Below are 21,973 nucleotides of genomic sequence, written 5' to 3' on the forward strand. Positions count from 1 at the left end.
TTAATGCATGTACACCCCATATCCACTTTCCGTTTGTTCCAGGAAGGTCATCTACTACGTAATAGCATTGCAATTTTTGCGCTAACGACGCTGTTCTATTTTATAGGTGCAGAGCTACGCCTGGTTCACGAACTTTCTCTTTTCTGGCCGCTGAATGGCGTGATGGCTGGGGTATTTGCCCGCTACGTCTGGCTTAATCGTCTGCATTACTATGCCATCTGTTACGTGGCAATGCTGGTTTATGATGCCATGACCACCGAATGGGGGCTGGTTTCACTGGTTATCAATTTATCCAATATGATGTTTATCGTAACTGTCGCCCTACTGGTTATGCGGGATAAGCGTCTGGGGAAAAATAAGTACGAGCCAGTAAGCGCATTACGGTTATTTAATTATTGTCTGATTGCCGCTTTATTATGTGCCATCGTCGGGGCGATTGGTTCGGTTAGTATTGATAGCCTGGATTTCTGGCCTTTGCTTGCTGACTGGTTTAGTGAACAATTCTCAACAGGCGTGTTGATTGTGCCTTGTATGCTGACGCTGGCAATTCCTGGGGTATTGCCGCGCTTTAAAGCAGAGCAGATGATGCCAGCCATTGCGCTTATTGTGTCGGTTATTGCCTCGGTCGTCATTGGCGGAGCGGGGAGTCTGGCGTTCCCGCTGCCTGCATTAATCTGGTGTGCAGTGCGCTATACGCCACAGGTGACGTGTCTGCTGACTTTTATCACCGGAGCAGTGGAGATCGTACTGGTAGCAAATTCGGTAATTGATATCGCCGTCGGTTCGCCGTTCTTTATTCCGCAGATGTTTTCCGCGCGTCTGGGCATTGCCACGATGGCGATTTGCCCAATTATGGTTTCCTTTAGCGTGGCAGCGATTAATTCGCTAATGAAGCAAGTTGCGCTGCGAGCCGACTTTGATTTTCTGACTCAGGTTTACTCACGATCCGGTCTTTATGAGGCGCTGAAAAGTCCATCTCTGCAACAGACACAACATCTGACCGTCATGTTGCTTGATATCGACTATTTCAAAAGCATTAACGATAACTATGGTCATGAGTGTGGCGATAAAGTGTTAAGCGTGTTTGCCCAGCATATTCAGAAAATTGTCGGCGATAAGGGGCTGGTGGCGAGAATGGGAGGCGAAGAGTTTGCCGTAGCCGTGCCATCAATGAATCCCGTTGATGGTCTGCTGATGGCGGAGAAAATTCGTAAAGGCGTTGAACTACAACCGTTTACCTGGCAACAAAAGACGCTTTATCTGACGGTTAGCATCGGCGTCGGTAGTGGGGATGCTTCATACCGCACACTAACCGATGACTTCAATAAATTGATGGTCGAAGCTGATACGTGTCTCTATCGGTCGAAGAAAGACGGGCGTAACCGCACCAGTACCATGCGTTATGGTGAGGAAGTTGTCTGACAGCTTTGTTATTTTGTCACAGTTTTAGCGTAATGTGTTCTACCACTCTGTCGACTGGAGAAAGAGGAAAATCCTCGATGGAACCATGATCTGTGCCACATTTTTATCTTAAACCTGCTAATTAATCATCACGAGTTGATCAAAACAGGGGTTCAATGTATTAAAGTTTGCTAACCTGTCGTACCAATTCAAGCAGGTTGTATGACTAATCAAAAGGGAACCCATTGTGAAAACACTAAATCGTCGCGATTTTCCCGGTGCACAGTATCCAGAACGAATCATTCAGTTTGGTGAAGGTAACTTTCTGCGCGCCTTTGTTGACTGGCAAATTGATCTCCTGAATGAACACACCGACCTGAATTCTGGCGTGGTCGTTGTTCGTCCGATTGAAACTTCATTCCCGCCGTCACTGAGCACGCAGGATGGTCTGTATACCACCATTATTCGTGGCCTGAATGAGAAGGGAGAAGCGGTCAGCGATGCGCGTCTGATTCGTTCTGTAAACCGTGAAATCAGCGTCTACGGTGACTACGATGAATTCCTGAAACTTGCACATAATCCGGAAATGCGCTTCGTCTTTTCCAACACCACAGAAGCGGGTATTAGCTATCATGCGGGCGACAAATTTGATGATGCGCCAGCAGTAAGCTATCCGGCAAAACTGACGCGTCTGCTGTTCGAACGTTTCAGCCATTTCAACGGCGCGCTGGATAAAGGTTGGATCATCATTCCGTGTGAGCTGATCGACTACAACGGCGACGCGTTGCGTGAACTGGTGCTGCGCTACGCACAAGAATGGGCACTGCCCGAAGCATTTATTCAATGGCTGGATCAGGCTAACAGTTTCTGTTCTACGCTGGTGGACCGCATCGTTACCGGTTATCCGCGTGATGAAGTGGCTAAACTGGAAGCTGAACTCGGCTATCACGATGGTTTCCTCGACACCGCTGAACACTTTTACCTGTTTGTGATTCAGGGGCCGAAATCCTTAGCGACTGAACTGCGTCTGGATAAATATCCGCTTAACGTGCTGATTGTTGACGATATTAAACCGTATAAAGAGCGCAAAGTAGCAATCCTTAATGGCGCACACACCGCGCTGGTGCCGGTGGCGTTCCAGGCAGGGCTGGATACCGTCGGCGAAGCGATGAACGATGCTGAAATTTGCGCATTCGTTGAAAAAGCCATTTACGAAGAGATTATTCCGGTATTGGATCTGCCACGTGATGAACTGGAATCTTTCGCCAGTGCCGTCACCGGGCGTTTCCGTAACCCGTACATTAAGCATCAGCTGCTGTCTATCGCGCTCAACGGTATGACCAAGTTCCGCACCCGCATCCTGCCGCAGTTGCTGGCAGGGCAGAAGGAAAACGGCACACTTCCGGCGCGCCTCACTTTCGCATTAGCGGCATTGATTGCGTTCTATCGCGGAGAGCGTAACGGAGAAACGTATCCGGTACAGGACGATGCGCACTGGCTGGAACGTTACCAGCAACTCTGGAGCCAGCATCGTGACCGCGTTATCGGCACCCAGGAACTGGTTGCGATTGTGTTAGCAGAAAAAGACCACTGGGAGCAGGACCTGACGCAAGTGCCTGGTCTGGTCGAGCAGGTTGCTAATGACCTGGATGCGATTCTCGAAAAAGGAATGCGCGAAGCTGTACGTCCGTTGTGCTAATACTCTGAACCCGGTTTCGACCGGGTTTCTTATTTGACTATATTAGTTACAACATCCTATTTGCCTTTATCATTAACAGGTGCCACATGCAGCACCTGTTAATGTTGTAAGCTTGTAGGTAATTTGTAAGTAGTGTCTTGAGAATGTGATCGGAATCACGTTTAATAGTGCGACTTTTCCACGCCTGAAGATAATCATGATTGTTCGTCCACAACAACACTGGCTGCGCCGTATTTTTGTCTGGCACGGTTCAGTATTATCCAAGATATCCTCGCGCTTACTACTCAATTTTCTCTTTTCTATCGCTGTTATTTTCATGCTGCCCTGGTACACGCATTTGGGCATCAAATTCACCCTCGCACCGTTCAGCATTCTCGGTGTCGCCATCGCCATTTTTCTTGGTTTTCGTAATAATGCTGGGTACGCCCGTTACGTTGAAGCGCGCAAACTTTGGGGGCAGTTGATGATTGCCTCACGGTCGTTACTGCGCGAGGTAAAAACGACATTGCCGGATTCGGCAAGTGTAAGGGAGTTTGCCCGGCTGCAAATCGCCTTCGCCCACTGTTTACGCATAACATTACGCAAACAGCCACAGGCGGAAGTGCTGGCACATTATCTCAAGACTGAAGATCTTCAGCGTGTACTGGCTTCAAACACTCCAGCTAACCGTATTTTGTTGATAATGGGGGAGTGGTTGGCGGTTCAGCGACGCAATGGACAGCTTTCAGATATCCTGTTTATTAGCCTCAACGATCGGCTTAACGATATTTCAGCGGTTCTGGCAGGTTGCGAGCGCATTGCCTACACGCCAATTCCCTTTGCCTACACCCTGATTTTGCATCGTACCGTTTATCTTTTTTGCATTATGCTACCGTTTGCCCTTGTAGTGGATCTGCATTACATGACGCCTTTTATCTCAGTGCTAATTTCCTACACCTTTATTTCGCTGGATTGTCTGGCGGAAGAGCTGGAAGATCCGTTCGGTACTGAAAACAATGATTTACCGTTGGATGCCATCTGCAACGCTATTGAAATTGACCTGTTACAGATGAACGACGAAACAGAAATTCCGCCGAAGATTCTTCCCGATCGCCATTACCAGCTGACGTAATAATTACTCCGTGCGCCGGGCAACAATAAACAGACGCGGAAATGCCAACAGTATCTGCCCGTTCTCCTGCAGTGGATACTGTTCTTCCAGCATCTGATGATAGCGCGTAAGAAAATGCTGCTGCTCACTCTCCGTCAGATCCCGCAACCATGGGCGTAATCCGGTGGCTGTCACCCAGTCAATAATCGCCTGGTGCGACGGCATCTGGTGATAGTAGGTGGTGCGCCAGATATCAACCTCACATCCGGCTTCGCTCAGAATATCGTAGTAAGCATGAACGCCTGCCAGCGGTTCGCGTCCACGATCCGGATAATGCTGCTCCCAGGCGACTTCGCGCATTAACACATGCGTCGGCTCCAGCCAGTTGTCCGGCATTTGCACCGCCAGCACGCCATGCGGATTGAGTAACGATACCAGATGCGGAAACAGTTCATAGTGTTCGGGCAGCCATTGCAGCGAGGCATTGGCGAAAATCAGATCGAGTGCATGGTTAGGTTGCCAATTGCGGATGTCTGCTTCCACAAACTGACATTCTGGTAAAAGTGCGCGCGCTTCGGCAATCATCGCCGGAGACGAATCAATGCCGGTAATTTTAGCCGTTGGCCAGCGTTGATGTAGCAGGGCGGTGCTATTGCCTGGGCCACAGCCAAGATCGGCTATTTCCCAGGCGTTTTCCAGAGGGACTCTGGCAAGCAGTTCTACTGCCGGTCGTGACCGTTCGGCGTTGAAGTGCAGATATAAAGAGGGATTCCAGTCAGCCATTTTTTTACTCCCGTCAGCGCATTATCCCAAGTGTAGATAAAACTGATGGATTCGCCTCACGTCATCAATCCATTGAACACGCGCTTTGTACGTGGCCTACGTGATTAACTCAAATGTAGCCTGGCGTAAATTTTAATTACAACCACTTTAAAACAAATAATATCCATATATTAAGCTTTTTGTTGATTTTATATGAATCTATTAACATACAGAATATTCAATATCTAATTTTAATATCTGCCAGCCAAATATCCATGAAGTAAATAATTCCACAGTGGCTTTTTTTTGATATCCTTAGGGCAGGAGCCAGATTTGAAGGAGTTTTTTGTGTAAAAATCATGGCATCATGGCATTTTGGACACTAACTCTATCGGATATAGAGATATAAAACATGACGAGAAAATTTGCATTCAACATTTTATACATCATTGATGTTTTAGGTGATGAGGATCTTGATTCCCCGAGTGACATCAAAATCAATAATAAACCAGATGATATAACGCTTAAAAGTAATACCGCCTCAAAACTATTTAAATCCATATCAAGTCTGAAAGTGCCAATTCCTATTGTTTTTGTTAAGATACATAATATCCCCATGCTGAATTCTTTCTTTAAAGAGCTGGAAAAAGGAGTCATAAAAAAAGGGTTAATTCCTATAGTGCATTTTGAGTGTCATGGTTCACCTGAGGAAGGGATGTTTTTCCCTGGAATTAAAAAGTATATCTCCTGGGGGGAGATGAATGATTTATTTTTAATGATAAACAAACATACAATGAATAACCTACTGGCCATTGTCGCGGGATGTGACAGTTTCAAATCAACAGAAAATATAGAGTTTGCAAAAGGAAGCCCTTATGGCTGCTATATTGGCGCAAACAAAGTTACTGACGCAAGTATAATTAGCAGGTTTAAAGATTTTTACCGTTATATCTTTTTATATAATGATTTCGATGGAGCTTGTGATCTTTTAGGTGCCGATTTTTCTATGGTTTTCTCATATGATATCTGTATGCAAAGCTTTTTACTTCCGTTAGTCTTGAGTTATTTCGGAAAAGATAAAAAAGAGTTTGTTGAGTATACAATCAACCGACTAATAGACAATGGGCAACAGGGCTCTATAGGTGAAATAAGAAAGTTAGCAAAATACAGATTAAAACATATTGATAAGTATTATGAACGTTCCGGTGTTCAATTCTTACATGGGCAAAAGCCGCTTGCGTTTACGGAATTAAAGCGAATTGCACAGGAACTTAAGGACAAACTTATTGACGAGGCTAAATTCAACCTCGAACTGAGGAATGCAATTAAATTGAAAAGAAATACAATCATGGGGAAGGGGGCTTGACCCTGAAAACACTGGATTTACTACTGTAGAATACCTGGTGTACATCAAGTCAGATGATATACACCAGGTGGCACAACTTACGAAGTGGTTATAATAATCAGCTTGCGCTCGTACTCGAATCCGACATGCAAACCTCGCTGGAGAGTTATTTAACAATGGGCATGTCTGCGAGAAGCTTAACAAAACGCTTCCTCACTTCCTGATAACCGTGGCTTTCATAAAACTTGTGTGCTCTGATTCTACGTTCACTGCTTGAAAGCTCAATTTGAGAACATCCCTTATCCAGTGCGATTTGCTCAGAGGCAATGAGAAGCTTCTTTCCGATACCTGTTCCTCGCGACGATTCATCTATGACCAGAGCTGAAATTAATGCCCACAAACCGTTTTCATGTACAGGGGTGATAAAATTCATCACAATAACCCCGCAGAGTTCCTTTTCTGCTTCAGCAACCAAAATACTAAGACTGGTATGCTTCTGGTTAATATGATTTTCTAAGCGTTCTACATCTGTCTGATAACCCAATTGCAGAAAGAGCTTTTGTAGAGATGGTATATCTTTTAATTCAGGAGTCCTGATTAAGACCATTGCCATAACCTTTGTCAGAAGAGTTAAGTAAAAATATCCCAGTCTCTCTAAAGTTGCCAGGGTTGCTTTTCGCTGTGAATTCAACTGATGGACGCACAATGTTGCTGAATGAGCTCACCAGTACAAGCACGTCGATCCTTGGCTACTGAATTTTGGGGGCGCGAAGCCTGCGTGGAACCAAACACGTCCTGTAAGAGCCTGAGTTGATTAACATCGGTCATTGAGAAAAACTCAGTTCCGAGTGTAGTTATGAGTCTCATCCTTTGAAAGCAGTGGTGAGACTGTAGCGCGGGCATGGCTATATTTGCCAGAAATGGACATCTCAATTTAGCCTCTACAATCTATGTCAAAGCTAAGTTCAGATGTCCGGGGCAGGGTAAAGCTGAAATGTCCGCTGTGTGCCAGGAACGGACGTTGTTTTCCAACTATTACCCAGGCCTGCGAATCATCTCATCTTCATCCCTTAAATTCTCAATGTATCGATAACCGCTCGTAGAGCGGGTGACACATTTCTGTGCGGATAATAGATATATGAACCTTCCAGGCGTTGGCTGTAGCATTGCAAAACTCTGATCAGCGCCCCCTGTTCTATATCATCAGACACCAATTCCTCCGGAACATAAGCCAGTCCCAGACCTAGCCTCGCGGCTTTGGCTTCCATATAACTGTCAGCAAAGGCCCATTGTCCCTGAGGCTGATGGGTGATCTTTTTACCGTCCTGATTGAGTTCCCAGGCATACAGGCTGCCGTCGCCGAACTGGTAAGCGATGCAGGGATGACCCACTAAATCGGTGGGGGTTTGCGGAAATCCGTAGCGACGAAAGTGCTCGGGTGTGCCGACAACGGCCATCTCCATATCGGGCGAAATACGCACCGCGACCATACCGCTATCCACTTCCGAGCCCAGACGTATACCGGCATCGAAGCGTTCAGTAATAATATCGACAAACCGGCTTTCACTGATGAGCTCCAGCCGAATATCCGGGTAGCGTTGTTTAAACACCGCCAGCTTCGGCAGCAGTACTTTGTCAATGGCGTGCTGGCTGGCATTAATACGGACCGTACCCGATGGTGTATGGCGATAATGGGCCAGCGTGGCAAGCCCCATATCTAAGGCGTCAAATCCAGATTCGACGTTTTTATAGAGCAACTCGCCAGCATGGGTGAGCGATAGCTTGCGCGTGGTGCGTACCAGAAGCTGCACGCCCAGTCGTTCTTCCAGCTCGCGCACTGCACGGCTAATTCCTGACTGCGCCAGACCAAGCCTCTGTGCGGCGGCGGTAAAACTCCCTTCTCGCACGACCTGCATAAACAGATAGAGATCGTTATAGTTTTCCCTTTTCGCCATCATTCTTCCTCTGCTGCTGCATCACAATTCAGAACAATATGGTATTAATCTTAGCATTATTTACCCTCTAATCAGCACTATTAGTGCTAACTATAATATGCGCGTTGCAACAAAGCACGGCAGCGTTGGCCGTATGAAACCAGTATCTGGCACATTTTATGAAGGGGATTTTGATGACTGCTTTCACCCAAAAATTGACAGCTGCGATACCCGCCATGCTGTTATGCGCATCATTAAGTGGAGTCACAAATATGAGTTACGCTGATACAACCAATCCGAACGCGCCCGTTTCGCTGGTTGAGAAATGGGATAAAACTTTTGCTGAGAGCACGAAAGTTGATCACCGTAAGGTGACCTTTCCGAACCGGTACGGGATCACCTTAGTCGGGGATCTCTACATACCGAAGGATCGTGGAGATCGCAAGCTGGCCGCTATTGCTGTTAGTGGCCCCTTCGGGGCGGTGAAAGAGCAATCCAGCGGCCTGTATGCGCAGACGCTGGCTGAACATGGATTTGTCACTCTGGCTTTCGACCCTTCATACACGGGTGAAAGCGGCGGCTACCCGCGAAACGTCGCATCTCCGGATATCAACACCGAGGATTTCAGCGCGGCGGTTGATTTCTTAGGCCTGCAAAAAGAGGTAGATCGCAACCGTATCGGGTTGCTCGGTATCTGCGGATGGGGCGGCATGGCTTTAAACGACGCTGCGATGGACACGCGTGTCAAGGCGGTGGCGAGCAGCGTGATGTATGACATGAGCCGTGCAATGGGTCATGGCGTGGGCGATGGCAAAGACCGCTATACCACTGCCGATCGTCGTGCCGTATTGCAGTATCTGAACATGCAGCGCTGGAAGGATGCGGAAAATGGCGCTTTCGCGCCAGGCGGGCATGACATTTACGTTGATGAGAAGGGCAACGTCACCGCTTCCGATCGTATTTTACCGGAAACTCTGCCCACGAATCCTAATCCGGTATTGAAAGAGTTCTTTGATTATTACCGCATGCCGCGTGGTTTCCATGCGCGTTCGGTCAACTCAACCGGTGCCTGGAATGCAACCATGCCGCTGTCATTTATGAATATGCCGCTGCTGAGTTACGCTAATGAAGTTACTATCCCTACACTCATCGTGACCGGCGAAAAAGCCCATTCACGCTATTTTGCTGAAGATGCCTTTAACGCGATCGGCAGCAAAGAGAAAGAGTTAGTGATTGTTCCCGGGGCAAACCATGTTGATCTGTATGACAACGTTGCGGGTAAGATCCCATTTGCCAAATTTGAGCAATTTTTCAAGGCAAACTTAAGATAACCCGAAAGGTTTACCAGGCCACCTGTCGTAAACGGGTGGCTTTTAACTGCCTGGTGTGATGCAGAATATGCCACATCGCCCTCTATTCTCACCCAACTATTATGTCGTTATTCCCTGAATAACTTCTGACCCGACTGCGCCTGAATCTGGCTGGTTCGATATTAAGGGATGCTAATAATGTTCACTATAAGTCTAAAACAATCATACGAAAAAACGCATGCATACTGGAGCGGCGTATTTGCCATGACGCTTTGCGTGTTTGTGCTGATCGCTTCTGAATTTATGCCAGTCAGCCTGCTTACGCTCATTGCCCATGATTTACACGTTACCGAAGGGCTGGCAGGGCAAGGAATTGCTGTGTCTGGCGCGCTGGCGGTGCTTACCAGTCTGACTATCTCCCGTATTGTCGGAGACCTGAATCGAAAATATCTTCTGCTGGGGCTGACGGTCTTAATGGCCATATCGGGAATAGTTATCACCATAGCGCCTAACTATCCGGTTTATATGCTGGGGAGGGCTCTGATTGGCGTCGTCATCGGAGGATTCTGGTCAATGTCGGCTGCAACCGCCATTCGGCTCGTGCCGCAGCACCAGGTCCCCCGCGCACTGGCAATTTTTAACGGCGGCAACGCGCTGGCCACCGTTGTGGCTGCGCCGCTTGGTAGCTATCTGGGGACAACCATCGGTTGGCGTGGCACCTTTTTATGTCTGGTCCCCCTTGCGATAGCTGCGTTCATCTGGCAATGGATCAGCCTGCCTTCGATGGAAAGCGATAAAACACATAAACCACAGGGGTCTGTGCTTCGTCTGTTCAGTGTCGCCATCGTACCAACGGGACTGCTGGCCTGTGGGCTCTTCTTTATGGGACAGTTTGCTTTATTTACCTACGTGCGCCCCTTTCTGGAAAGCGTCACCAGAGTGGGAGCTTCTGATCTTTCTCTGATTTTGCTCGCAATAGGTGTAGCAGGTTTTGTCGGCACAATGCTCGTCTCAACATTCCTGAACACCATATTTTATAAGACATTAATCATGATCCCGTTGCTTATGGCAGCGATTACCGGTGCGTTACTGCTGGTCGGACACCACATCTGGGCTGTTGCCGTTTTACTCAGCCTGTGGGGGCTACTTGCAACGGCTGCGCCAACGGGGTGGTGGACATGGATAGCACGTGCGTTACCCGAAGATGCAGAGACGGGGGGAGGCCTCATGGTTGCGGTGATTCAGCTATCTATTGCACTTGGTTCAACGGCTGGAGGTCTGGTATTCGACAGTCTGGGATGGAGAAGTGCTTTTGGTTTAAGTGGTTTGTTACTTCTGGGAGCGGTGGCGATGACATGGGTCACATCCCGTCAAAGTAGGAATGCGCAGTAGCGCAATCCTTTTATTTCTGGCGTACGTTCTTTAAGGCATACGGCTGAGGGGCTAATGACCGCTCCTCGCTCAAAGCGGACATTAATGTCTCTGGCAATTCAGTTCTGTGAAGGGTGGGATTATGTCTGCCTTCAGAGCTTCGTCATTTCCTTGTACCGAAAATTTCTTCAGAACGGGACTGTAACGTCTTCAACGCATCAAGCATATCGTCACCATTCAGTGAACGTTGCGATTTCTTTTCGCCTGGTTTTCTGGGCCATCACCGGCAGGGAGTGCCTGTGAACGGTTATTATCGCGTTTATCCTGAAACAGTTTGATAAATTCAAGGGTACGTCCGAGTCGTTTGTTGTCCACGATAGCCCCCTGGTCGATTTCCTGGAGCCGATCATAGGTGGAGTAGGGAAGAGCTTCACCGTTAAGGCAGAGTTCTTTACGACCTTCCGGGTAATGCCAGACCTCGATATATTTCCCGATAGCCCTGCGGCTTAACTCATCTCATTATCTTCAATCAGATAAAGTACTGCACCGTTAAAGATTTTGAAACACGTCGCAGTTCCCGCCATGTGAAAGATGCGGCTAGATCATCATCAGTTTCAAGTGGCCGGTGAACATCAAAGTCATGCCGAGGCGATTTCGCAAAGCGCCGGTTGTAATCATCATTTTCCGCACGGTCTCTTTTGAAATCCGGACACCGTATTCTGTGGTCAGAATTCGCCAGATTGCAGACGGATTCATCCCCCGACCACGTGTGCGAATAAACTGCAGGGTCTGGTCTCTGATGGCAGTGTTTAACTGATGGTTGCCGGGCTTTCCCCTGCGCTGGCTGACCAGACCGGCAGGTCCCAGCTCACGGTAACGTTTATTATCAATGTATTGCTGGGTGGCCATCATGTAGTCGAACGCATTTTCTGAATCACAGAATCGCAGGTGCATCAGACGACCGGTGGCGTCATCCATGAAGAGCTGAAGCAAAGCCCGGTCAAATACTCGCTGAATGATGCCAAGTCGGTAAAGTTCTCTGTCTGTCATAGTCACCAACATAAGATTGCGGTCCTGTGCTGAGCAAAATGAAAGCTGAATTGTGGTGAGACGACAATAACGCTTTGTGCTGACAACTTTAGTGCGCATAATGTATATTATGTTAAATAAGAGATATCAGAATGCCCCTGACCACCGTACCGACCTCATAGCTCTAATGTACATGCTCCCTCCCCACTACCCGACAGGCACTATCAATCGTTTTGCCTCGGGCATTTCTGTTTTGAAGTAGCATATCTGGAGGTCTTCAGTATGCACATTTCAATCTCCCTTACCCTTCAGTTATTACGGGAGTTGAAGGAACGACGTTCGCTCCTGCGTTTATGATGCTTTGAAACTTCATCATTAAATGACATGACTCCGGCCGAATTAATCCGAAGTCTTCAGAAAGACATTTAACACTGTACAGATTTTAAGATCATACCCGACATAGGGAAATCAATGGTTGTCCGCCTGCTGGTTACCATATTACCTACTCTATTTTAAGCAGGCTCCAGTCAATATAGAGCTAATACAAGATTCTCCACTTTAATCATCCCCTTTTGTTCAATAGAGATAACATCAATTTGTATAACTTCTAGTGAGTATTTTTTACTCAGCAAACTAAGCCATTTCAGCAAATCATCAAAAATGACGGGCTCAATCGCTACCTGAATATTAACCCCATTTTGTTTTATTTGTCTGATGACAATAGAATGAATCGAAGAAGTAGTGTTGATAATCTGTGAAATCTGCGAAATTGACAAATTGTCAAAGGTTGCTCGTTTTTGTCTGGCGCTGATAATATCAGGCGTTGCTGTTTGAAGGTTTTTGAGCAGAGTGTTTAATTGTTGCAATTCCCTTTCTTGTTGCTCTATACGTATATTCAATGGCTGCCATAATAGCGAATAATATCCTGCGCAAAACATGATTAACAACGCACCGATCAACAGTCCTTTTTCTCTTAGCGAACGACCAACATAGTATTGAGTAACCCAATTTTCTACTGCATTTGACCACCGATCACGGTAGTGATTAAAAAATTGAATGAATTCATGACGTAACACGTTATTTTCTCCGTAACGTTACTGCTCCTGACACATAATTGCCCTCATTTATTAACGCGTCCTGTTGCACAAAAAAATCTACAGCAAGCGCATCTCGCAGTTTGTCGAAGCTGGAGAAGTCTGGAGCACTTAACCTGAAATGCAGTGTCTGATGTTTTTGATCATAAGTGAAACTACGGATTTCTAACTTTGAGAGCGAGGCAGATTTAAGAGCATTAGCAATAACCGACAGATGTTCGAGAAACGTCTTATCAGTTGCTCGAGACCGAGAATTATTGATCGCTGTTATAATCTGTGAGCGCAAATTAACGATTCGCTTTTGCTCCGGAAAAACCGATAAAAATTGTTTCTCAACACGTATACGTCTTTGTATTACCTGCTCATTAATGCTCCATAACGTCACCACACGATCTGCTAATAAACTAACCAGAATCAGGAATACAGGTAAAACTACTGCCCGCCAACGTATCCACTGTTTTTGATAACTGACCCGGGGTTGCCATGGTCCGGTCAGCAAATTCCCTTCAGGTTGACCGTGCTCACAGAGAGAGAGTTCGCTGGTAATTTTCAGTTTTTCACTATCAGTACCAATCCTGGCTGCTACCTCTTGAGCCGATTTCCCGATCACTGTTAGCTGGAGTGGATGGTTTTGAGCACTAATCTGCGCGCGTAATATGTCAGCTATCAGATCTGGGGCACCACTCCATCCCTGGCATATATCGATTCTAGCGATCACTCGGTCAGCATGGAAAATCATATTCCCACAAGGAATGGACATCCAGTCCGGAACGGCAGTTGCATGGTTAATATCATAACATTGCAACCAGTCAACAATATATTTCATATGTTGCTGATGTATTACTGCAACTATTGCCTGTTGTTTTACAGTCCTCAAAATTGCAAAGTGCAATTCATCAATATCTTCACTCAGATTTTCTTCCAGTAATGCCGGGATAATATTCTGCACCTGGTTGTGAGGGACGTCTGGTATTTCAACTTGCCAGACGCTGAGCCATTCACCGGGAATATAGAGTTGAATTATATCTGTTTGGCACCACTGTATAAGCAATTCGTCGGGAGTTGTGGGCCAAATACCTTGTTCCACTTCTTGTGCATGGCGTTGCCAGCGTATTACCCCGGAGGCAGAAAAGGGAAAAAAAACTTCAGAATAGCTCTCACTCACTGTCCCCTGTATGATGTCGCTGAACCGAGAAATATTGAGGTCCCTGGCGGGCAATCAAAGAATTCATTGTCAGTTCTGTCTCATTCACAGTAATATCTGAGCGCAACCAAAAGTAATTACTCTGTACGACCAGTACGTCTTTTACTTTTCTTTTTGTATACTCATCGACACGAGTTAGTATCGGATTAGAAAGAAACTGATCGACATCGTTCCATCCTTCTGCGGGACGTTGTTGTAGTAATACGCTGGCTTGAACGGATGTTAACCACGGATCGAATAATGCTTCCAAAAGGATACCTTGTGAGATATCTAATGTATTGATATTGATCTGCTGCATGTTCATCGGCAGTACACAGACCAGCGGTTTCATTTTGCGATAAATATCTGCATCCATTCCCTTAACAATTCGCATCTCACTGATGTCCGCCAGTGGCTGATTTGCCGTATAGAAAGGCTCTGTTTGAGCCCCGTATTCTCTGTCCTCTCGTCCCTGCCGAGTATCTGTACCAATAAACTCCCGCAGGTTTTCAGCAATCTTTTCAGCTCGGTTGATTGGAACTTCCAGACGTAAAAGCAGAGCGATGAGTTGTTGAACAGCAAGGAAGTGTGAAGTTGTTGCCGACCTGGAGAAAATATTCAGATTAAAGCAGGCCTGAGCATCTTGCAGGGTAATGACCACTTTCCCCTGCGGTAAATGAAAAAGACGAGGGCCTGAGGCCCATTCCTGCCCCAAATGTACACGCGTTTCTTTTTTCAGACTCCGACTTAATATACTCAGCGCCAGGCTTTCAACACTGGCGCTGTAACTCATTGCCTGCTGATAATCTTGCTGAATATGTGCTCTTTCCTGTTGCTGCCACATCATGGTCGAGAGGCTGGTAACCATCAGCATCATTGTTGCCAGTAACACCAGCACTACGACAAGTGCAATACCTCGTTTTGGCGGTGTTCGTATCATTATATCGTTATTTAATTTGTGGCCCATGAAGTAACCAAACGCGTTCTATCATGCCCCATTTTTGCGTATGCAGTATTATTCGCATAGCAAAGGGTAACTCCTGTGATGACTGCCAACTCGTCTGCCAGACTGAGCCATCATAAAAAAACAGGCTGAATGTATCGGCCTTAATCAATTTTTGTACGACAGGGTTTACATTATCGTCCATGTCCATCAATGGCCAGGATAAGCGTTCGAGATAACCGCTGCGGATACGATACCCGACAGTGAGTAAATTACTACGTGGTAGCTGCATTCCCGGATTGATTATCCCACTGCGGACAAAGCGTATTCCCCAGCTTTCTGAGGCCAGTACACCTTCGCCAGCCAGAAATGACGATTCCCACTGACCGTTTTCCCTTCTCATCTGGCGTGGCACAATTTGTGTCAAATCATGACTCATAAAACTCATCGTTTGTTGAAGTGCTTTTAGTTTATGATCATGTTCGGTGACAACGACGTTGACATTTGAGAGGCCGTTAGCTACCTGCTGCGCCATTAAGACCAGTGAGGCAAAAATAGCAATAGCAATCAGCACTTCAGCTAACGTAAAACCAGAGCGAACAATCTTCAAGGTAGTGCTCCTTCATCTGCGCTAAACCATGCGCGTCCAGAATTAACTACACTGGAAAAGTCTTTCTGGCGACTAACGTCAATATCCACTGCTTTTATCAAGGTGTTGTCTGCTTTTAAGGGCACGGTTCGCCAGTACCAGAGAATCCCGGCCATTTCTTCCTCACCATGCTGATCCGTCGCGCGTTGTGCAGGATCCATTAAATAAAGCAAGGTCATATGGTTCTCAACTACCCAACCCGCCACCGTTTGTTCTTCAATTTTATTCTGATAATTCAACACGCTACAGGTGATTTGTAAGATCGCTATGGAAGCAAGAGCAAAAATAGACAGGGCAATCATTACCTCCAGCAGTGTAAATCCGCGCTTCATCGTCCCTACTCATCACAATTATCAAGAGATAACTCACCATCAGACGTCATGTTGACCGCCCAGCACGTATGCTTTTCTGGGGAATTAAACTGAAGCGCGAATGGCATAGCCGGTTCAAATGGTGTGTAACGAATTTGTGGCGTTTTCCTTTTTTCCTCTTTTTTTAACTCCAGCTCAATATCATTCAGAGTCAGACGATGGTGTTCTAGTTCCAGAATATCTTCCTTCTGCCAGATACTGCTCACTGGCAGCAATATCATATGCACCTGTTTCGGCACAGAGGACTGAGCAGCTAAACGCGTTGCAGTCACAGGCTCCCATTGACCTGAGTGATATTGCATAAACTGATAGCCTGAAGGCGTGATTAATACCCCCATCATTCGTCCCTCGATCAGAGCCCTGTCTTTAAGATGTGAAAAGAGGGTCATAAAATTCTGTGCCGCTTTTTTTGCTGGAGATATGGAGGGGAAAACAAAGGTCTGCACCACGCCTGCACTAACAAGTCCGATAAGGAAAAGCACCAGCATGATTTCTACAATGGTGAATCCGCGTCTGAGCATTTATCGCTGAAATTCCCGCAAGTTCCAGTTGCCAATGTCAGTCGCAGCTCCTTCGCCATTTTCCTGGCCATCCGCGCCTAACGTGTAAAGATCAAAGACACCTCTTTCCCCAGGGCTCAGATATTGATAATCATTGCCCCAGGGATCTTTCGGCAGGCGTTTGATGTACCCTCTGGACGAGTAATCGCTACTACTGGACGTATTTACTGGTTTCTGAAGTAATGCTTCCAGACCTTGTTCTGTCGTCGGGTATCGTCCATTGTCCAGTCGGTACATATCCAATGCATTTTCCAGCGACACGATATCACTCACCGCTTTTTGTCGATCGGCTTTCTCTTTATTTCCCAGCAAGTTTGGCACGACCAGACTGGCCAAAATACCCAGAATAACAATGACTACCATCACCTCTAACAAGGTAAATCCAGCCCGGTGTTTATGATGGCGAGGAAATGAATACATTTGATAGCTCCGTAAATTATATTCCAATCATATTGTTAAGCTGCAGCATAGGCTCAAGGACTGCGACAACGATAAATAGCACTACACCGGCCATCAACATCACCAGGGCCGGTTCAAACAGCCCTAACGCTATCCCCACCAGGGAGTCAAATTCTCGTTCCTGGTTTATTGCAGCCTGATCAAGCATTTTTTCCAGTTGGCCGCTTTGTTCTCCTGATGCAATCATATATAGCATCATTGGTGGGAACAGACCTTGTTCCGCAAGCGCGGCACGTAGACTGCTGCCTTCACGTATGCGGCTTGCGGCTTTCAGCAATTGTTGTTCGACATAGCAATTAACCGACACAGCAGCTGCAATTTGTACCCCTTCCAGCAGTGGGACATTACTGGCCGTGAGAATACTCAACGTACGAGAGAAACGAGCAGTGTAAAGCCCCTTTGCAACCCGCCCTGCCACCGGCAGGCGTAAAAGTGTCTTATCCCAGCACAGGCGAAAGTTGGCTTTTTTTAATAACCGCTGGATGAAAAAAGACAGAAGCAGAAATCCGGCCAGCCAGTAAAGGCCACCAGACAGTAACGCATTGCTCAGAGAGATAAGCATTCGGGTAGAAGCAGGTAAATCGTGTCCCAGATAATCAAACTGCTCAATAATTTTGGGGACCACTGCCGTCAGCAAAATAGAAACCACACTAATAGCGACAACCAGCAGTACTATCGGGTAGAGCATTGCCTGTTGTAAGCGGGATTTCAGGCGCTGGCGCTGTTCCGTGTAATCCGCCAGTCGATTGAGCACCACGCCGAGATGCCCGGATTTTTCTCCGGCAGCCACCATCGAACAAAACAGAGAATCAAAGACGCGGGGATGTTCGCGCAGGCTGTCCGACAGGGTATAACCTTCCTGAATCCGGCTGCGCAATGCCATTCCCAGGCTTTTCACGTGCAGTTTTTCACTTTGCTCACTGACCGCCTGTAAGCAGGTTTCCAGCGGCATTGCGGACTGAACTAATGTTGCAAGCTGGCGTGTGAAAAGGGCAAGTTCGGCAGATGCAACACGTCGGCGTGAATGCCACTGGTGCTGTAACATCCCACGTAAGTTCTTGCCAGTAAAATCATGCAATCGTACTTCAACACGTACAGGAATCAGACCTTTTCCTCGTAACAACTGGCGTGCGTGACGTGCAGAGTCCGCTTCAATCAGACCTTTCGCTTTGTGACCATTATGCTGTAGTGCCTGATAGTAGAATAGTGCCATTACTGCTCCTCCTGAGTAACGCGTAGAACTTCCCTGAGCGTCGTTTCACCAGAAAGGACTTTTTCGATACCATTTGTCCGGATCCCGGCGGAGTACTGCCGAATATAACGCTCCATCTCCCTTTCACCTGCCTTACGATGAATCAAATTACGTAGCGTTGCGTCAACAAGAATTAATTCATGAATAGCTGTTCGCCCTCTGTATCCTTTGTGATTACATGCAGAACACCCCACCGGGTGGTACAGGATGACATCACGTGCCTCGGTAAGCCCCATAAGACGTTTTTCTTCATCGTTAGCCTGAACAGCCTGACGGCAATCTGGACATAGGGTGCGAACCAGACGTTGCGCCATCATTCCTATCAAACTGGATGAAAGTAAAAATGGTTCAATCCCCATATCTTGCAGACGGGTTATGGCTCCAATGGCAGTGTTGGTATGTAGGGTGGAAAGGACCAGGTGCCCTGTTAGAGAAGCCTGAACAGCAATTTCCGCCGTTTCGGTGTCTCGAATTTCGCCAACCATCACGACATCAGGGTCCTGGCGTAAAATCGCCCGCAGGCCACGGGCGAAGGTCATCCCAACGCGGTTATTAACTTGCGTCTGGCCTATTCCTTCAATCATATACTCAACAGGATCTTCAACTGTAAGGATGTTGCGCGTGTGGTTGTTCAACTCCTGTAAACCTGCATAGAGCGTAGTGCTTTTGCCGGAACCTGTTGGCCCAGTGACCAGAAATATGCCATGGGGGCGGTGTAAAAGTTGCCGCAGTTGCGCGGTTAGAGTGTGGTTCAGTCCGAGATACTCAAGAGAGAGGCAGGCCTGGCTTTTATCCAACAGACGAAGCACCGCCCGTTCTCCCCAGGCTGATGGCATTGTGGAGACACGTACATCAATCGCCCGACCGCCCAGTAGCAACGCGATTCGCCCATCCTGTGGAATACGTTTTTCGGCAATATCCAGGCGAGCCATCACTTTAATACGCGATACCAGCAATGAGGCCAATTTTCGTCCGGGACGTAACATTTCATGTAGCGTTCCATCAACACGAAAACGGATTACCAGACTCTTTTCAAACGTCTCAATATGTATATCGGAGGCTCCCACTTTAATTGCCTCTGCCAACATTGCGTTGATTAATTTGATGATGGGGGCATCGTCGTCACTTTCCAGAAGGTCTTCAGTTTCAGGTAGTTCCTCTGCGAGGGTAAAGAAATTCCCGGCAGAACTGATATCTTCCATAAGTTGGCGGGCCTCAGAAGAGTCCCGCTGCCATAATGCATTAAGACGCTGTTCAAATTCTGCCTCACCAATTGTCCTTAGTGTGAATGGAACGCTCAATCGACGCTGTAGTTCCTGCAAGACGGAAACTGACAGTGGATAGACATGCAAGATCTCCAGCGATGATTCACACCAGGCTATCAGGTTAAACCGACGACTAAAACTATAGGGTAATCGGACGGTACATGCGGCCGTTTCCTCTGGCACTGCCACTTTTAACCCGACCTCCCGGCATTTTGAAACGCGCGTACTTCTGCTGGTAATGACATATTCTGGGCAGGGAGTATCGGCTGAGTGGTTTCCGGCATCAGACTTATTCCTTCCTCATCCCGATAGATCTGTTCAGCGCGCATATAATTATATTTACGCTGTGAAACACCGTCTGCTGCCATACCGTCACGTAGAATTGTCGGGCGAATAAACACCATCAGATTGCGTTTTTCTTTTTTATCTGCGGTGGACTTAAACAGATGACCAATCAATGGGATATCGCCCAGAAGAGGAATTTTTGCCACGCTCTCCCCCGCTTGTTCGTCAATTAATCCACCAAGAACTATTAATTCACCATCATTGGCGAGAACGGTGGTTTTTAGTTTACGCTCACCAAACACAACATCCAGACTGGTCTGTCCTTCCACTTTCGAAACTTCCTGCTCAATGAGCATCTGGACTGCATTACCTTCGTTGATCTGTGGTGTCACCTTCAGCATGATCCCCACTTTTTTCCTTTCTACTGTATTGAAAGGATTGCTGTTATCTGACCCCACAGTGGACCCTGTTAATACAGGAACATCCTGTCCCACCATGAAGAAGGCTTCCTGGTTATCCAGGGTAGTAATGCTTGGCGTGGAGAGTACATTTGTGCTGGAATCATTTTTTATTGCCTGCATGAGTGCCATCCAGTCACCCTTTACCACGCCAACCGCAGTGCCGCTAAAACCAGAAAGCAATTGGGAAAGTGTGGAAAGATCTCCTTCAACATCAGGATTAATGGTTGTCGCACCATTTTCACTAATGACGGTTGATCCTTTCTGGGGCTTCGCTTGGGCAATTGCTGCCCCTAACGTACCAATAGGAATTTGTGTCCCATTGGCAAATTGCATTAATCCCGCATCCTTCGACGCCCACTGGACGCCAAAATTGATATTGCTTCCCTCAGCAACTTCAACAATTAACGCCTCAACATGTACCTGAGCACGACGAACATCAAGTTGTTCAATAACCTTCTGTAAAGACTGCATAATATCTTGCGGCGCAGTGACGATCAGTGCATTGCTGTGTTTACTGGCTGCAATAGAGACAATCTCGCGTTCACTGGTAGTTGTCCCTTCGGCTTCTTCTTTAGCGGCAGTCAACGTGCCGCTGACCTGTTTCAGGACATCAACTAAATCTTCCGCTTTGCTATATTTGAGATAGAACACCTGACTATTGCCGCTGCGCTCCATTTCTGAATCCAGTCGGCGTATCAGTCTGCGCATTTTGTCACGTGCGCCAACATCGCCACTAATCACTACGCTGTTAGTGCGTTCATCAGCGACAATCTGCGTTTTAGATGCTGCAGACTGGTGCTCTCCACTATTTCTGTACAGACTTTCAAGCACTCTGGCAATTTCAGACGCTGATGCATTTGTAAGGGGGATAACCTCTTCGGTTCGATTTCCCGCGTGATCTACTCTTTGAATCACCGCAGTCAAACGTTTCACAACCGATGCACGTCCGGTCAGCATAATGACATTAGATGGTTCGTAATTGACGATGTTGCCAGAACCAGCACTATCAAGCATTTGTTGCAAAACAGGGGCTAATTCACGAACAGAAACATTATGTACAGGTACTACTCTGGTAACCATTTCATCACCGCTGTAATCTCTACCGCCTTCATCAATGAGTGGCAGTGGTTCACCTTTTGCGACAACGGATTTGACGACTTTCAGCACATTGTTTTCCATAGGAACGACGGCATATCCTTGAGCTTCAAGCAGGTTAAGAAAGAGTTGGTAGTACTGGTGTTCATTCAGTGGAGTCATGGTTCGTATACTCACTCGCCCTTCAACACCAGGCCCCATCACGATAGTTTTATTAAGATTGGCTCCAACGGTTTCAACGAACGATTTGAGATCCGTATCTTTGAAATTAGCAGTGAAGGTTGTTTCATTTGCACAGACCACTGAACTGAACAATATCATTACCAGCATCAGCAGATGTATTCTTGAATTGCAAACAACTTTCTTTTTTTTACGCCAGGCAAGTGATGTAATATCACATAGAAACACGATGAAT

20 protein-coding genes and 1 pseudogene are annotated in these 21,973 nt (G+C 46.9%); 6 read left to right on the plus strand and 15 right to left on the minus strand.

The annotated features are described in order from the left end of the window. Positions 1-3 precede the first annotated feature (3 nt). The 3 genes from A7Z06_RS09570 to A7Z06_RS09585 all read left to right on the plus strand — a co-directional run bounded on the left by A7Z06_RS09570 (position 4) and on the right by A7Z06_RS09585 (position 4,211). Positions 4-1,422 (plus strand): sensor domain-containing diguanylate cyclase, encoded by a 1,419-nt coding sequence (locus tag A7Z06_RS09570; protein ID WP_000558026.1) that lies wholly within the window; start codon positions 4-6, stop codon positions 1,420-1,422. Positions 1,423-1,648: 226 nt separating this feature from the next. Further along, complete coding sequence (gene uxaB / locus A7Z06_RS09575) at positions 1,649-3,100, plus strand: tagaturonate reductase (protein ID WP_000854609.1); 1,452 nt, start codon at positions 1,649-1,651, stop codon at positions 3,098-3,100. A 196-nt stretch (positions 3,101-3,296) separates the two neighbouring features. Beyond that, positions 3,297-4,211, plus strand: coding sequence for a bestrophin family protein (locus A7Z06_RS09585; RefSeq protein WP_010346493.1), 915 nt, complete (start codon positions 3,297-3,299; stop codon positions 4,209-4,211). 3 nt (positions 4,212-4,214) lie between these two features. Here the strand turns inward: A7Z06_RS09585 and tam are convergent, their stop codons facing one another. Beyond that, positions 4,215-4,973, minus strand: coding sequence for a trans-aconitate 2-methyltransferase (gene tam / locus A7Z06_RS09590; protein ID WP_000796278.1), 759 nt, complete (start codon positions 4,971-4,973; stop codon positions 4,215-4,217). Between the two features lie 391 nt (positions 4,974-5,364). Here tam and A7Z06_RS09595 point away from each other — a divergent pair, with 391 nt between their 5' ends. Then, entirely contained in the window at positions 5,365-6,318 is a 954-nt protein-coding gene (locus A7Z06_RS09595; RefSeq protein WP_000197007.1) for a hypothetical protein, read from the plus strand. Positions 6,319-6,463: 145 nt separating this feature from the next. On the opposite strand, the gene A7Z06_RS09600 is transcribed toward A7Z06_RS09595, so the two are convergent. Together A7Z06_RS09600 and A7Z06_RS09605 are read right to left on the minus strand one after the other, a co-directional pair. After that, positions 6,464-6,904, minus strand: coding sequence for a GNAT family N-acetyltransferase (locus A7Z06_RS09600; RefSeq protein ID WP_000243017.1), 441 nt, complete (start codon positions 6,902-6,904; stop codon positions 6,464-6,466). A 463-nt stretch (positions 6,905-7,367) separates the two neighbouring features. Then, positions 7,368-8,252, minus strand: a complete 885-nt coding sequence (locus tag A7Z06_RS09605) for a LysR family transcriptional regulator (protein ID WP_001119030.1) — start codon at positions 8,250-8,252, stop codon at positions 7,368-7,370. Positions 8,253-8,425: 173 nt separating this feature from the next. Here A7Z06_RS09605 and A7Z06_RS09610 point away from each other — a divergent pair, with 173 nt between their 5' ends. Further along, positions 8,426-9,562: an alpha/beta hydrolase gene (locus A7Z06_RS09610; protein WP_010346494.1), complete on the plus strand. Its 1,137-nt coding sequence runs from the start codon at positions 8,426-8,428 to the stop codon at positions 9,560-9,562. A 177-nt stretch (positions 9,563-9,739) separates the two neighbouring features. Further along, positions 9,740-10,933, plus strand: coding sequence for an MFS transporter (locus A7Z06_RS09615; RefSeq protein ID WP_000494214.1), 1,194 nt, complete (start codon positions 9,740-9,742; stop codon positions 10,931-10,933). 142 nt (positions 10,934-11,075) lie between these two features. On the opposite strand, the pseudogene A7Z06_RS22430 reads toward A7Z06_RS09615, so the two are convergent. The 12 genes and pseudogenes from A7Z06_RS22430 to gspD form a co-directional block, all read right to left on the minus strand. Next, a pseudogene (locus A7Z06_RS22430) lies at positions 11,076-11,588 on the minus strand (ISNCY family transposase); the annotation flags it as partial. After that, positions 11,510-11,824 (minus strand): helix-turn-helix domain-containing protein, encoded by a 315-nt coding sequence (locus A7Z06_RS09625; protein WP_176241071.1) that lies wholly within the window; start codon positions 11,822-11,824, stop codon positions 11,510-11,512. The pseudogene A7Z06_RS22430 and the gene A7Z06_RS09625, both read right to left, overlap by 79 nt. A 644-nt stretch (positions 11,825-12,468) precedes the next feature. Further along, complete coding sequence (gene gspM / locus A7Z06_RS09630; protein WP_000943886.1) at positions 12,469-13,017, minus strand: type II secretion system protein GspM; 549 nt, start codon at positions 13,015-13,017, stop codon at positions 12,469-12,471. 1 nt (position 13,018) lies between these two features. Further along, positions 13,019-14,200 (minus strand): type II secretion system protein GspL, encoded by a 1,182-nt coding sequence (gene gspL, locus A7Z06_RS09635; RefSeq protein ID WP_105279407.1) that lies wholly within the window; start codon positions 14,198-14,200, stop codon positions 13,019-13,021. Beyond that, positions 14,193-15,158 (minus strand): type II secretion system minor pseudopilin GspK, encoded by a 966-nt coding sequence (gene gspK / locus A7Z06_RS09640; RefSeq protein ID WP_024165159.1) that lies wholly within the window; start codon positions 15,156-15,158, stop codon positions 14,193-14,195. The genes gspL and gspK overlap by 8 nt, the downstream gene beginning before the upstream one ends. A gap of 7 nt (positions 15,159-15,165) precedes the next feature. Further along, positions 15,166-15,771: a type II secretion system minor pseudopilin GspJ gene (gene gspJ / locus A7Z06_RS09645; RefSeq protein ID WP_000706931.1), complete on the minus strand. Its 606-nt coding sequence runs from the start codon at positions 15,769-15,771 to the stop codon at positions 15,166-15,168. After that, on the minus strand, positions 15,768-16,142 hold the full coding sequence (gene gspI, locus A7Z06_RS09650; protein ID WP_000820083.1) for a type II secretion system minor pseudopilin GspI: 375 nt from the start codon (positions 16,140-16,142) through the stop codon (positions 15,768-15,770). The genes gspJ and gspI overlap by 4 nt, the downstream gene beginning before the upstream one ends. 5 nt (positions 16,143-16,147) lie before the next feature. Continuing rightward, the gene (gspH, locus tag A7Z06_RS09655; RefSeq protein WP_000946124.1) at positions 16,148-16,702 is read right to left on the minus strand and encodes a type II secretion system minor pseudopilin GspH; all 555 of its coding nucleotides are present in this window, start codon (positions 16,700-16,702) and stop codon (positions 16,148-16,150) included. Further along, a complete protein-coding gene (gspG, locus tag A7Z06_RS09660; protein ID WP_000286808.1) occupies positions 16,703-17,161 on the minus strand; it encodes a type II secretion system major pseudopilin GspG in 459 nt (152 codons plus the stop codon). 16 nt (positions 17,162-17,177) lie between these two features. Further along, positions 17,178-18,413 (minus strand): type II secretion system inner membrane protein GspF, encoded by a 1,236-nt coding sequence (gspF, locus tag A7Z06_RS09665; RefSeq protein ID WP_105279408.1) that lies wholly within the window; start codon positions 18,411-18,413, stop codon positions 17,178-17,180. Beyond that, a complete protein-coding gene (gene gspE / locus A7Z06_RS09670; RefSeq protein WP_024165167.1) occupies positions 18,413-19,906 on the minus strand; it encodes a type II secretion system ATPase GspE in 1,494 nt (497 codons plus the stop codon). Before gspE ends, gspF begins: the two co-directional genes overlap by 1 nt. A gap of 2 nt (positions 19,907-19,908) precedes the next feature. Next, a complete protein-coding gene (gspD, locus tag A7Z06_RS09675; RefSeq protein WP_000960770.1) occupies positions 19,909-21,888 on the minus strand; it encodes a type II secretion system secretin GspD in 1,980 nt (659 codons plus the stop codon). Between the last annotated feature and the right edge of the window lie 85 nt (positions 21,889-21,973).

The sequence above is a fragment of the Escherichia sp. MOD1-EC6819 genome, assembly GCF_002965765.1.
In the GTDB taxonomy this organism is placed as follows: Bacteria; Pseudomonadota; Gammaproteobacteria; order Enterobacterales; family Enterobacteriaceae; genus Escherichia; species Escherichia ruysiae.